The organism is Streptomyces sp. 2114.4 (assembly GCF_900187385.1).
GTDB lineage: Bacteria > Actinomycetota > Actinomycetes > Streptomycetales > Streptomycetaceae > Streptomyces > Streptomyces mooreae.
Map to the genome: position 1 here is coordinate 5,412,398 of NZ_FYEY01000001.1, position 12,895 is coordinate 5,425,292.

At 71.0% G+C, this 12,895-nt stretch carries 10 protein-coding genes and 2 tRNA genes; 8 read left to right on the forward strand and 4 right to left on the reverse strand.

Annotated elements, in window-relative coordinates; genetic code table 11:
- Positions 1 to 64: 64 nt before the first annotated feature.
- Together CFW40_RS23960 and CFW40_RS23965 are read right to left on the reverse strand one after the other, a co-directional pair.
- Positions 65 to 595, reverse strand: coding sequence for an NUDIX hydrolase (locus CFW40_RS23960; protein ID WP_088799836.1), 531 nt, complete (start codon positions 593 to 595; stop codon positions 65 to 67).
- Entirely contained in the window at positions 592 to 2,070 is a 1,479-nt protein-coding gene (locus CFW40_RS23965; RefSeq protein WP_088799837.1) for a zinc-dependent metalloprotease, read from the reverse strand. The genes CFW40_RS23960 and CFW40_RS23965 overlap by 4 nt, the downstream gene beginning before the upstream one ends.
- Positions 2,071 to 2,262: 192 nt before the next feature.
- On the opposite strand from CFW40_RS23965, the gene CFW40_RS23970 reads away from it, so the two are divergent.
- The 4 genes from CFW40_RS23970 (at position 2,263) to CFW40_RS23985 (ending at position 5,684) form a co-directional block, all read left to right on the forward strand.
- Positions 2,263 to 3,414 (forward strand): SDR family oxidoreductase, encoded by a 1,152-nt coding sequence (locus CFW40_RS23970; RefSeq protein ID WP_088799839.1) that lies wholly within the window; start codon positions 2,263 to 2,265, stop codon positions 3,412 to 3,414.
- Between the two features lie 103 nt (positions 3,415 to 3,517).
- Positions 3,518 to 4,000, forward strand: a complete 483-nt coding sequence (locus CFW40_RS23975; protein ID WP_088799841.1) for a molybdenum cofactor biosynthesis protein MoaE — start codon at positions 3,518 to 3,520, stop codon at positions 3,998 to 4,000.
- A 253-nt stretch (positions 4,001 to 4,253) separates the two neighbouring features.
- Positions 4,254 to 4,436 carry a hypothetical protein gene (locus tag CFW40_RS23980; protein WP_088799843.1) on the forward strand — a complete coding sequence of 61 codons (183 nt, stop codon included), beginning with the start codon at positions 4,254 to 4,256 and terminating at the stop codon, positions 4,434 to 4,436.
- A 150-nt stretch (positions 4,437 to 4,586) separates the two neighbouring features.
- Complete coding sequence (locus CFW40_RS23985) at positions 4,587 to 5,684, forward strand: PDZ domain-containing protein (RefSeq protein ID WP_088799845.1); 1,098 nt, start codon at positions 4,587 to 4,589, stop codon at positions 5,682 to 5,684.
- Positions 5,685 to 5,806: 122 nt separating this feature from the next.
- Here CFW40_RS23985 and CFW40_RS23990 read toward each other — a convergent pair whose 3' ends face one another.
- Complete coding sequence (locus tag CFW40_RS23990) at positions 5,807 to 6,379, reverse strand: PPA1309 family protein (protein ID WP_371127082.1); 573 nt, start codon at positions 6,377 to 6,379, stop codon at positions 5,807 to 5,809.
- A 205-nt stretch (positions 6,380 to 6,584) separates the two neighbouring features.
- Between CFW40_RS23990 and CFW40_RS23995 the strand changes: the two genes are divergently transcribed.
- The 4 genes from CFW40_RS23995 (at position 6,585) to CFW40_RS24010 (ending at position 11,856) form a co-directional block, all read left to right on the forward strand.
- Positions 6,585 to 9,398, forward strand: coding sequence for a UPF0182 family protein (locus CFW40_RS23995; RefSeq protein WP_088799848.1), 2,814 nt, complete (start codon positions 6,585 to 6,587; stop codon positions 9,396 to 9,398).
- A 110-nt stretch (positions 9,399 to 9,508) separates the two neighbouring features.
- Positions 9,509 to 9,585 (forward strand) — tRNA-Met (locus CFW40_RS24000).
- A 228-nt stretch (positions 9,586 to 9,813) separates the two neighbouring features.
- Positions 9,814 to 11,664 (forward strand): SEL1-like repeat protein, encoded by a 1,851-nt coding sequence (locus CFW40_RS24005; RefSeq protein WP_176956398.1) that lies wholly within the window; start codon positions 9,814 to 9,816, stop codon positions 11,662 to 11,664.
- Between the two features lie 118 nt (positions 11,665 to 11,782).
- Positions 11,783 to 11,856, forward strand: a tRNA-Met gene (locus CFW40_RS24010).
- Between the two features lie 566 nt (positions 11,857 to 12,422).
- On the opposite strand, the gene CFW40_RS24015 is transcribed toward CFW40_RS24010, so the two are convergent.
- Positions 12,423 to 12,842 (reverse strand): Fur family transcriptional regulator, encoded by a 420-nt coding sequence (locus CFW40_RS24015; RefSeq protein WP_088799853.1) that lies wholly within the window; start codon positions 12,840 to 12,842, stop codon positions 12,423 to 12,425.
- Positions 12,843 to 12,895: the final 53 nt, after the last annotated feature.

Here is a 12,895-nt window from a genome sequence, read left to right on the forward strand (position 1 = left end):
CGGCCCGGCCGCTGCTCCCCAGCGGGGAGCGTGGCTGCTCCCCGCTGGGGAGCGCAGGTGCCGTCTAGAGGAGAGCGCGGGTGCGCTCGACCAGCTGCACCACCGACGCATCGGCGACGCCGGGCACCTCGTCGTAGGCGAACCACCGCAGATCCAGTGACTCGTCGCTGATCGCCGCCACCGCGTCCGCCGGAGCCAACGCCGCGTACTGGACGTCCAGATGCACCGCACACGGCGTCTGATGGCGGTCCAGCCGCACCGGGCCGCCGGGCAGCAGCGTCAGCCCCTGGGCGATCCCCGACTCCTCGCGCGCCTCCCGCAGCGCCGCCCCGGCCAGCGAGGCGTCCTCCGGCTCGCAGTGGCCGCCCATCTGCAGCCACATCTCCAGCTTGCGGTGCAGGGTCAGCAGCACCCGGCCGCCGGCCGGGTCGATCACCAGCGCACTGGCCGTGAGGTGCCCGTCCTTGCAGGGCTTCCACATGCCGTCCTGATGGGCGACGAGGTGGTCCAGATACGCCAGCCGCAGCTGTTCCTGTTCAGGCGACGGCGCGGGCCACTCCTTGAGCACCCGCGCCGCGTCCTCTCGCAGACTCACTTGCCGCCGTCACCCCTGCTCTCGCCGGACGCCTCGTCCGGGCCGCCGTCCTCCCGGGCGGACCTGCCCGGGTCCGGCTTGCCCAGATCGGGCTTGCCGCCGCTCGCGGCCTCGCCGAGCATCTTGTCGAGCTCGGAGAAGTCCGGCTGCTCGTGGTGGACGAACCCGTCCGGGTCGTCCAGGTCCGCCGCCGTCGGCAGCATGTCCGGGTGCTCCCACAGACCGTCGCGGCCCTCCAGGCCCCGCGCGTCCGTCAGCGACGCCCACAGCCGCGAGGCGTCCCGCAGCCGCCGCGGCCGCAGATGCAGACCGATCAGCGTCGAGAACGTCTGCTCGGCGGGACCACCGCTGGCCCGGCGCCGCCGCAGCGTCTCACGGAGCTTGTCCGCCGATGGCAGATGCGGCTTGGCGGCGGCGTGCACCACCGCGTCCACCCAGCCCTCGACGAGGGCCAGTGCGGTCTCCAGCCGGGCCAGCGCCGCCTTCTGCTCCGGGGTGTCCTCGGGCTGGAACATGCCCTGCTGAAGGGCGTTCTGCAGCTCCTCGGGATGCTGCGGATCGATCTGGCCGACCACGTCCTCCAGCTTGGTGGTGTCGACCTTGATGCCGCGCGCATAGCCCTCGACGGCACCGAACAGATGCGAGCGCAGCCACGGCACATGGGCGAAGAGCCGCTGGTGGGCGGCCTCGCGCAGGGCCAGATACAGCCGCACTTCCTCTTCCGGTACACCCAGGCCCTCGCCGAACCTCGCGATGTTCCCCGGCAGCAGCGCGGCCTTGCCGGCCGGCCCCAGCGGAAGCCCGATGTCCGTCGAACCCACGACCTCGCCGGCCAGCACGCCCAGCGCCTGGCCGATCTGGGTGCCGAACATCGCGCCGCCCATGGAGCGCATCATCCCGAGCAGCGGGCCCGCCATGGCCTGCATCTCCCCGGGCAGGACGTCACCCATGGCCGCTCCGACGCGCTCGGCGAGCGGATTGACCAGGTCCTTCCACACGGGGAGGGTTTCCTCGACCCACTCCGCGCGGCTCCAGGCCACCACGGAGCCGGAGCCCGACGGCAGCGACGTCACACCGTCCAGCCACAGGTCGGCGAGGCGTACGGCCTCCTCGACCGCGCCGCGCTCACCCGGCGACAGGCTCGCGTCCTTGCTGCCGTCCTCGGCGCCCTGCGCGACGGTCTGCCGCGCAATGTCCTTGGCCATGTCCCAGTTCACCGGGCCGCCCTCGTAGGAGAGCATCTGTCCGAGCTTCTGGAAGGCGGCTCCCAGGTCGCCAGGGTTCATCTCGCCGCCGGGGCCGCCCATGCCGCCGAAGAGCGCCGCGAAGGGATTGTCCGCGCCACCGCTCCCGCCGCCGAACCCGAAGGGGTTTGCGGGGCCCTGGCTACCTCCCTGGCCGCCCTTCTTCTCGCCGTTGTCGCCGTCCTCCGGCTCCTCCGGCGGAAGGCCGAATCCAAATGGGGTGTCACTCACGGGTTTCCTCGGCTCGTAGGGCCGCCGACCAGGTGGCCGACGGCGGCTGCCCGACATCACCTCCAGCGTAGACACCCGGACCGCTTCGGGGCTCGGTGCTTCGCTGTCCCGGTGGCTGGGGCAGGATGGACGCCACCTGGTGCGCACGCATGACCACACGTCCGCACTGAAGACAACCGCTGGAGACGCCCGGTGAGTTCCCCAGATCCGACCGTTCGCGCAGCGCGAAACGCTGCGGCCCAGACCGAGAAGGCAGTCGATGGCGCAGGTGGGGCCATGGACCGGCCGCTGCGCCGGCCCGTGGTGGCCGTCACCGGAGCCGCCTCCGGAGTCGGTGCGCTGCTCACCCGCGCCCTGGTCGCCTCCGAGGAGGTCAAGGAGGTGGTGGCCATCGACGAGCGGCGCGGCGACGTCGCCGAGGCGCACTGGCACGTCCTGGACGTCCGGGACCCGGCCATCGCCGACAAGCTGCGCGGCGCCGACGTCGTCGTCCACCTGGCACTCGACCTCGACCTGGAGACCGACGACGCGGCGCGCACCGCCTACAACGTGCGCGGCACCCAGACCGTGCTCACCGCCGCCGCGGCCGCCGGCATCCACCGGGTGGTGCTGTGCACCTCCGCCATGGTGTACGGGGCGCTGCCCGACAATGACGTTCCCCTGGCCGAGGACGCCGAACTGCGGGCCACCGCGGACGCCACCGGTGTCGGCGACCTCCTGGAGATCGAGCACCTGGCGCACCGTGCGCCCCGCGCACACCCCGGCCTGAACGTCACTGTGCTGCGCCCCACCGTCCTGGTGGGCGGCACGGACACCGCGCTGACCCGCTACTTCGAATCGCCCCGCCTCCTGGTTGTCGCCGGATCCCGTCCCGCCTGGCAGTTCTGCCACGTCGAGGACCTGGTCAGCGCCCTGGAGTTCGCCGCGCTGGAGAAGGTCGACGGCGAGCTGGCGGTGGGCTGCGACGGCTGGCTGGAGCAGGAGGAGGTCGAAGAGCTCTCCGGGATCCGGCGCATGGAGCTGCCGTCCTCGGTGGCCCTGGGCGCCGCCGCCCGCCTGCACCGCATCGGCCTGACGCCGTCCCCCGCGGGCGACCTCGCGTACACGATGCATCCATGGGTGGTCAGCGGCAGCCGGCTGCACGATGCGGGCTGGCGCCCCCGGTGGACGAACGAGGAGGTGCTGGCCGAGCTCCTGGAGGAGGTCGCCGGCCGGCACACCGTCGCGGGCCGCAGGCTGGGCCGCAAGGACGCCACCGCCGCGGGCGCCGCCGGTGCCACCGTCGCCCTCCTGGGCACCGCCGCCCTGGTACGCCGTGCCCGTAAGGCCCGCCGCCGGATCTGAGCGCCACCGGGCCGGCCGGGCTGGAGAAGTCTCCATACGGCGCCCGGGACGACCGGCGGAACCGGCAATACCCCACCGTGCCCGCGTACGGCACGATGGGGGTATGTCTGGCACGCCCTCCCCTTCGTCCCCCGGCCGCGACCACCCCGGTGAGCAGGCCGCGCCGGACCCGATCAGGCTCCTGGAGGTCCGCGAGCGCGCGCTGTCCGTGGACGAGGTGTTCGCGGCCGTGGGGGACTCGGCGGCCGGCGGTACGGCCCTGTTCGTGGGCACGGTCCGCTCGCACGACAACGGCGCCGACGTCGAGGGCCTGGGCTACTCCGCGCACCCGACGGCCGAGGCGGAGATGCGCCGGATCGCCGAGAAGGTGATCGCCGACTTCCCGGTGCGGGCGCTGGCCGCCGTCCACCGTGTGGGTGATCTGCGCATCGGTGATCTGGCAGTGGTGGTCGCGGTGTCCTGCCCGCACCGCGGCGAGGCGTTCGAGGCCTGCCGCAGGATGATCGACGACCTCAAGCACGAGGTGCCGATCTGGAAGCACCAGACGTTCGCTGATGGGACCGAAGAATGGGTGGGAGCCCAGTAGGGGGAGGGGGCCGCAACGCTCCGGCAGCGGAGGTCCGGCCCGGTGCGTAAGGCCGCTTTCCCGGGGCAGGCGACATGCAAGACGCGCAGGCAGTGGCCCTGTGGCCACGGGGTGATGGCCTCCGAACAGGAGGCCGAACCGGTGCCTTGTGTTCCGGTTGCGTAACCCGCCCCCTGGCGTGAGCGTTGACCCAGCAGATGGTTAATCTGCTTATTCGTCGATCGCGGTCGTACAAGGGGTTGGGAGGTCGCTGATGGGTGCGCTCCTCTGGTTGCTGATTCCGGTCGGTGCGGGGCTGATTGCCGCGGTGTGGAGCAGCTGGGCCCTACGGCACCGCAAGGCCGGGGATGTCGCGGAACTCGCGGGCTACGCCCGGTTCCGGGACGCCATGGAAAAGGAGCACTCCGTTCCCGACCCCGCCTCGGACCCCGTCTGACCTTCCCGCGCCGGCTGCGCGCCATCCGGGCCCGAGCCGCCCCCCATCGTGCGATGACCCTCGTGTACGGGCGGGCCCACGGCCGGGCGTTCGACCTCGTACGGACGGCCCCGCGGGCCGGTTGTCATACCCGTCCCGTACTGTCGTTCCATGCCACGCCGCACCGCGACGCTGCTCGCCTCGACCCTGATGCTGATCGCGCTGCTCTGCGCCGGGGTACTGATCCCCGTGCCCTACTCCGAGATGTCACCGGGGCCGACGGTCAACACCCTTGGTGATCACGACGGTGAGCCGGTGCTGCAGATCTCCGGCCGCAAGACGTACCCGACGACCGGTCATCTCAACATGACCACCGTCCGCGTCACCGGCCCCGACTACCGCATGAACCTCTTCGAGGCGGTGTACGGCTGGCTCGACCACGACAACGCCGTGGTGCCGCACAAGACGCTCTACCCCGAGGGACAGACGGCCGAGCAGGCCGACCAGGAGAACGCCGAGGAGTTCAGCCAGTCCCAGGAGAGCGCCAAGGCCTCCGCCCTCAACCAGCTGCACATCCCGGTCGCCACCCAGACCGTGGTCGGTTCCGTCGTCAAGGACAAGCCGGCCGACGGGCGGCTGCACGCGGGCGATGTGATCAAGATGGTGGACGGCACGCAGGTCAAGCAGGCCGGCGACGTCGCCGAGCTCGTCACCCGGCACAAGCCGGGCGAGAAGGTGGTCTTCACGATCATCCCGGCCAAGGACGCCGCCGCCGCGGAGAAGCGGGGCAAGAAGCCCGCGACCGGCGAGAGGGAGATCACGGTCAGCACGCAGAAGGCGGACGACGGCCGCGCCATCGTGGGCATCCAGGCCCAGGTGGATCACACCTTCCCGTTCCCCATCGACGTCAAGCTGGCCGATGTCGGCGGCCCGAGCGCCGGGCTGATGTTCGCGCTCGGCATCGTCGACAAGCTCACGCCCGGGGACCTGACCGGCGGCAAGTTCGTGGCCGGCACGGGCACCATCGATGACAAGGGCAAGGTCGGCCCGATCGGTGGCATCTCGATGAAGACGGTCGGTGCACGGGACAAGGGCGCCCAGTACTTCCTCACGCCCAAGGAGAACTGCGCCGCCGCGGCCAAGGACACCCCGCAGGGGCTCACCCTGGTCAAGGTCGGCACCATAGGCGACGCCGTCAAGGCGCTGGAGAAGATCCGCAAGGGCGACACCGCGGGCCTGCCGAGCTGCAGCCCCGCGGGCCACGCGTAGGGGGACTTTGAAGACAGGTCCTGGGGAGATGTCTCCCCCCAGGACCTGAGGACCTGAAAACCGGGCGGCGGCCCGGGCCCGACGCGCACGTCAGGCCCGGGCCGCCGCCCCGCAGGCCGCCGTCAGCCCTCGAACGTCGCCGCCAGCGCTTCCGCGAGGCCCGGCACCAGTGCCGAGCCGGTGAGCACCTCGGACGTGGAGTCCTTCTCGCGCAGCCGCAGCGCCGACTCGCGCCGGCCGTCCCGCAGCACGGCCACCGTCATCCGGACCTCCTGGCGGTCCGGGTGCTCGGCGACCCACTTGGCGAGCTGTGCCTCGTCCATGCCGGCGGGCTCGGAGTCCTCGGCGGACGGCGGCAGCATCAGCCGCTCCACGGTCAGCGCGCAGCCGGTGACGGCGTCGGGCCAGGCAATGGTGGCCAGGAACTCGTCCAGCGGGACGCCCGCCGGGATCTCGTCCTGTTCCACGGGGGTCAGGGACGTGGTGGTGGAGTCGTCGATGCCGAGCTGGGCGGCGAGCGAGGGCTCCTGCGCACGCAGCTTGGCGGTGTCGACGAGGGCGAACAGTCGGGCGGGCTGATCCCAGCCGAGCCCGGCGCTGTACTCGTCGATCTCGAGCACCGCGCGGGTCAGGGGGTCGGCGGCGAGGGGGGTGCCGGCAGCGGGAGAGCCAGGAAGGTCAGTCATGCTCAACATCGTGCCTTGTGTACCCCGGAAAGCGGGAACTGAGTAAAGCCTTCGTAAGTTGCATCGGTGGGTCCTACTATCGCCGGGCCTGCTCCACACGACAGCGAACTTCGAGGTGCGCACCTTGGCTTTCCAGATGCCGGACCGCGGCGGAGGCCCGACAGGGCCACGGATCAGAGTCGGCCGACCATCGCGGCGGATCCGGACCCTGCTCATGACATTGGGTGTGCTGGCCGTCTTGGCCATGCTCTTCGTGATGTTTGCGGGTTTCTGGACCGATTGGCTCTGGTACCGCTCGGTCAAGTACTCCTCGGTCTTCACCACCACCCTGTGGACCAAGATCGGCCTGTTCTTCGCCTTCGGCGTCCTGATGGCCGTGGCCGTCGGGGTCAACGTCTGGCTCGCGTACCGGCTGCGGCCGCCGCTGAGCGCGATGTCCGTGGAGCAGCAGAGCCTGGACCGCTACCGGATGGGCATCGCGCCCTTCAAGAAGTGGGCGCTGAGCGCGGTCACGGCGGTGATCGGCCTGATCGCCGGTGCCTCCGCCTCCGGAGAATGGCGGACCTACCTGCAGTGGGCCAACGCCGTGCCCTTCGGCAAGACGGACCCGCAGTTCGGCATGGACATCGCGTTCTACACGTTCGATCTGCCCTGGTACCGCTTCCTGTTGAGCTTCGGCTTCGCCTGTGCGGTGCTGTGTCTGGTCGCCGCGGCGCTGACCCACTACCTCTACGGCGGACTGCGGCTGACCAGCCCCGGCTCGCGGGCGACCGCGGCGGCCACCGGCCATCTTTCGGTGCTGCTGGGCATTTTCGTCTCGCTCAAGGCGATCGCGTACTGGCTCGACCGGTACGGCCTGGCGGTCAAGTCCAGCGGCCTGAAGTCGGCCGACAACTGGACGGGCCTGCGGTACGTCGACGCCAACGCCTACCTCCCGGCGAAGACGATCCTGTTCTTCATCGCGGCGATCTGCGCGGTGCTGTTCTTCGCCACCCTCTGGCGGCGGACGTGGCAGCTGCCGGTGATCGGCTTCGGCCTGATGGTGCTCTCGGCGGTCCTCATCGGCGGGCTGTACCCGGCGATCGTGCAGAAGTTCCAGGTCCAGCCGAACGAGCAGGCCAAGGAAGCGCCGTACATCAAGCAGAACATCAAGGCGACCCGGGACGCGTACGACATCCAGAATTCCGAGGTCACGCCGTACAAGGGTGACTACAAGCCGGCCGACAAGGCGGACAGCCGGCGACTGCGCGACGACGCCGACACCACGGCCAGCATGCGCCTGCTGGACCCGAACGTGGTCTCGCCGGCCTTCCAGCAACAGCAGCAGGTGCGCGGGTACTACCAGTTCCCCTCGACCCTCGACGTCGACCGCTACAAGGACGAGGACGGTGCCGAGCAGGACACCGTCATCGGTCTGCGCGAGCTGAACATCGCGGGTATCCCCGAGCGCAACTGGATCAACGACCACTTCAAGTACACCCACGGCTACGGCGCGGTCGCCGCCAAGGGGACGGAGGCCGCCGACGGTGGCGGCCCCAAGTACACCGAGTCGGATCTGCCGGCCAAGGGGCAGCTCGGCTCGTACCAGCAGCGGGTGTACTACGGCGAGAAGACCTCGCAGTACTCCATCGTCGGCGGTCCGCAGAAGGAACTGGACTACTCCGACGACAGCGGCGAGAAGAGCTACAGCTACCGGGGCAACAGCGGCGTCAGCCTCTCCAACCCGGTCAACCGCGCCGCCTACGCGGCGGCGTTCGGGGAGCCGCAGATCCTCTACTCCGGAGCGATCGGCAAGGGCTCGCGGATCCTGTACAACCGCACGCCCAAGGAGCGCGTCGAAGCCGTCGCCCCCTGGCTGACCATCGACGGCGACGCCTACCCGGCGGTCATCAACCACCGGCTCAAGTGGATCGTCGACGCCTACACCACCAGCAACGGCTATCCGTACGCCTCGCGCACCACGCTCGGGGACAGCACGGCCGATTCGCTCACCGACGGCCAGCGGGCGGTGGTGGCCCAGCAGAACCAGGTCAACTACATCCGCAACTCCGTCAAGGCGACGGTGGATGCCTACGACGGTTCGGTGAAGCTCTACCAGTGGGACGAGAAGGACCCGGTCCTCAAGACCTGGATGAAGTCGTTCCCCGGCACGGTCGCGAAGAAGAGCGCCATCAGCCCGGCCCTCAAGGAGCACCTGCGCTACCCGCAGGACCTCTTCAAGGTGCAGCGCCAGCTGCTGACCACGTACCACGTCACGGACCCGGGCACCTTCTACACCGGCTCCGAGCGCTGGCAGATCCCGAACGACCCGACGACCAAGTCGGGCAACGCGGTACCGCCGTACTACCTGAGCATGAAAATGCCGGACCAGAAGAACCGGGCGTTCTCGCTGACGACGAGCTTCACGCCCAACAAGCGCGACAACCTCGGCGCGTTCATGGCCGTCGACGCCAATGCGACCAGCGGCGACTACGGCAGGATCAGACTGCTGAAACTGCCCTCGCAGACGCCGGTGCCCGGTCCGCAGCTGGTGCAGTCGAAGTTCAACTCCGATCCGAACATCGCCAATGAGCTCAATATCCTCAAGAAACTCGGCGACTCGGAGATCGAGTACGGCAATCTGCTGACCGTGCCACTGGACGGCGGACTGCTCTATGTCGAACCGGTGTATCTGCGCGGTGCCAACACCAACTACCCGCTCCTGAAGAAGGTGTTGGTCAGCTACGGCGACAACAAGCCCGTCCTGGAGGACTCCCTCAAGGACGCGCTGGACGTGGTCTTCGGCAAGAAGGCGCCCAGTACGGGATCGCAGAACCCGCCGGGCGGCGACACCGGAACCGGACAGCAGCCCCCGTCCGGCCAGACGGTGCAGCAGGCTCTGGGCGACGCACAGCAGGCCTACGAGGAGGGCGAGAAGGCGCGCACCTCGGGCGACTGGGCCGGTTACGGCGAGGCCCAGAAGAAGCTCAAGGCGGCGCTGGACCGTGCGGCGAAGGCGTCCCAGAAGGGCGGCAAGCCGGCCGGCTGACCCCGCCGTCCGCCCCCTGGCCCCGTGGCCGCCGGTTCGTGCCGGCGGCCACGGAGCAGCCGCGGTGGTCCGGGCCGTCCCGCTGCCGTGATACGTTGAGGACACAACGACGCGGGGTGGAGCAGCTCGGTAGCTCGCTGGGCTCATAACCCAGAGGTCGCAGGTTCAAATCCTGTCCCCGCTACCAAAGACGAAGGCCCGGATCTTCAGGGATCCGGGCCTTCGTCATGTCTTCATGCCGTCGTCCCGTCATGTCTTCGGGTTCGTTACCGGTCAAAGCCGGGTCGCGCGGCAGATGTGGGGTAGGTGTGTGCTTGAGTTTGCCAAGTCGTCGTGTCGGGAAGTCGACAAACCGCTGAAGTGACCTCACTGGCTGCGGTATACCAGGTGTACGCGGGTTACAGGTGATGCGACGATGGGTCTTATGGGGGACAAGGCAAGGTTGTTGGAGACGGACCGGTTTGTGCATGCGCCCGACGACGGGCGCGAATCCGAGCTGCCGATCGACGCGATGGAGGCCGCGGAGGCCGCCGAAGCGTCCGATGCCGTGACCGAGTCCGGCCACCGCCGGGCCGCCGAGGCGGGCGACACCGCCGCCATGAGCGCGCTCGGCGCGATGCTGCTGCGCCGCGGTGACCTCGACGGCGCCGAGTCGCATCTGCGTTCCGCGGCCGCCGCCGGCGACCGCGCCGCGGCCAACAACCTCGGCGTACTGCTGCACCAACGGGGCTACGGGGACGAGGCGGCGGGCTGGTGGCGGATCGCGGCCGTCGCGGGCTCCGCCGCCGCGGCGCACGCTCTCGGGCGCCACTACCGCGAGCGCGGCGACGAGCCGGCCGCCGAGTACTGGCTGCGCCAGTCCGCCGAGTCCGGGCACTGCCTGGGCGCGTACGCCTTGGCCGACCTGCTGGAGCACCGCGGTGACATCGGCGCCGAGCGCTGGTTCCGTACGGCCGCCGAGCGCGGCCACCGTGAGGCCGCGTACCGCCTGGCCCGGCTCATCGAGGACGGCCGCGACACGGACCGGCGCGCGGTCCCCGCGTACGGCGAGCTGAACCGGCAGGAGGAGGCCGAGCAGTGGTACCGCCAGGCCGCCGCGCGGGGCCACCGGCGGGCCGCGCTGCAGCTCGGTGCGCTGCTGGAGGACCGTGGCGACGTCCAGGAGGCGGGCCGTTGGTACCTCTCCGCCGCCAAGGACGGCGAGGCGCGCGCGGCCTGTGCGCTGGGCTTCCTGCTGCGTGACGCGGGGGACGAGGAGAGCGCCGCCGAATGGTGGCGGCGGGCGGCCCAGGACGGCGATGGCAACGCTGCCAACGCCCTGGGAGCGCTGCACGCCGACCGCGGCGAACTGCAGACCGCCGAGCGCTGGTACCGCGTCGCGCTGGACGCCGGGGACGTCAACGGTGCCTACAACATCGGGCTGCTCTGCGCCGAGCAGGGCCGGGAGGGGCGCGGCGAGCAGTGGTACCGCCGGGCCGCCTACGCCGGGCACCGCGAGGCCGCCAACGCGCTGGCCATCCTGCTGCTGCAGCGCGGTGACGCCGCGGGAGCCGAGCCGTGGTTCTCCAAGGCGGCCGAGGCGGGCAGCGTCGATGCCGCGTTCAACCTCGGCATCCTCTTCGCCGGGCGCGGCGCGGAGCGTATGGCGCACACCTGGTACGAGCGGGCGGCCGCGGCCGGGCACACGGAGGCGGCCCTCCAGGTCGCCATCGTGCAGCTGCGGGACGGTGCGCTGCAGGACGCGGAGCGCAATCTGCGCTGTGCGGCGAGCGGCGGCAGTTCCGAGGCGGCCTTCCGGCTCGCGGACCTGCTCGACCGCCGGGCGGCGGCCGCGGGCGAGGGGCTGGCGGACAGCGAGCGCACGGCGGACGACGAGAGCGTGCAGTGGTACGAGCGGGCCGCCCGCCAGGGGCACCGGCGCGCCCAGGTCCGGGTCGGCATGTTCGCGGCGGCCCGTGGGGATGCCGTCGAGGCCGCCGAGTGGTACCGCGCGGCGGCCGAGGCGGGCAGCCGCAACGGCGCCTTCAACCTCGGGCTGCTGCTGGCCCGTGAGGGCAGCCTTCCCGAGGCCGCCCTGTGGTGGCAGCGCGCCGCCGAGACCGGCCATGGCCGGGCGGCGCTGCGGCTGGCGCTGCTCGCCGCCCGGCGCGGCGCGCTCGCGGAGGCGCAGAGCTGGTGTGCGCGCGCCGTCGAGCTGGGGCCGCCGGAGGTGGCGGAGCGTGCGGCGCGGCTGCGGGCGGCGCTCCAGGAAGAGCTCAGCGCGTAGCGGACGCCCCACGGGTATCCGGGAGGCCCGGGGACCGGTCCACAGGGTCGGGTCCCGGGCCGCGCGGAAGGAATTTGCGCTGGTCGTCGGCCCGGGGTTAAAGTAAGGGCAACAACGGCGCGGGGTGGAGCAGCTCGGTAGCTCGCTGGGCTCATAACCCAGAGGTCGCAGGTTCAAATCCTGTCCCCGCTACTGAAGACGAAGGCCCGGATCCTCAGGGATCCGGGCCTTCGTCATGCGTGCCGCCGTGCTTACCCCGGAATCCGGCGGCCGACCGCTTCCGCGTAGGGGTTGTGGTCGGCTTCCGCGCAGATGCTGCGGTCGACGGCCGGTTCTCCGGCAGTGGGCCGTCCCTGGCGATGCCGGCCTCGCGGTAGGCCTTCTGGAGCCGGTTCTCGCCGCAACGGGGTGCTCCCTGAGGAGTGCGGACAGGGTGCCGCCGTCGCGCGGGGCCCGGGGGGCGCCGCACGAGCCCGGTGGCCGGAAAGTGCGGTGCGCCGACGATATGACGTTCCGTCAGATTCGGGCAGGGGTCGTGCGGGCAGGGGTGCGGGGTGAGCTGATGCACGGGACGGGGCGGGATGCGGGGTGGGTCGATGGTGCGGGACGGGCCGGTGTGGGGTGCGGTGACGGGAGTGCGGTCGGCGGGCCGGCCGGGCGCACGAAGGAGCCCGCGGCCGGGTGGGCGCGGGCTCGACGGTGCGTATGGCGTGACGCGGTGCGCGGGAGGTCCGGGCGGGGGCCGGTGTGCTCCGGCGTCAGGACGGGGCGCTGCAGGTGGGGCAGATGCCCCGGTAGGTCACGGTGACCTCGGAGACCTGGAAGCCGTAGCGCTCCGGCTCGGGCAGGGCCGAGAGCGGGTCGCCCTGGACGTGGACGTCGCGGATCGTGCCGCACCGCGAGCAGATCAGGTGCTGGTGGTCGTGGTGGGCGTTGGGGTCGTAGCGCTTGGCCCGGCCGTCCGTGCTCACCTCGATCACCTCACCGAGCGAGACCAGCTCGCCCAGGGTGTTGTAGACCGTGGCTCGGGAGATCTCGGGGAGCCGGTCGGAAGCCAGCGCGTGCACCTCGTCGGCGGTGTAGTGGACGTGGTCCCCGTCGAGGACCTCGGCGACGACGCGTCGCTGCGCGGTCAGCCGCCAGCCGCGTCCTCGGAGCCGTTCCAGCAGGTCACTCATGCCATTCACCTATCAGTCAGATAAAGCCAGGGTAGCAGTGGTAGGTCCATCAC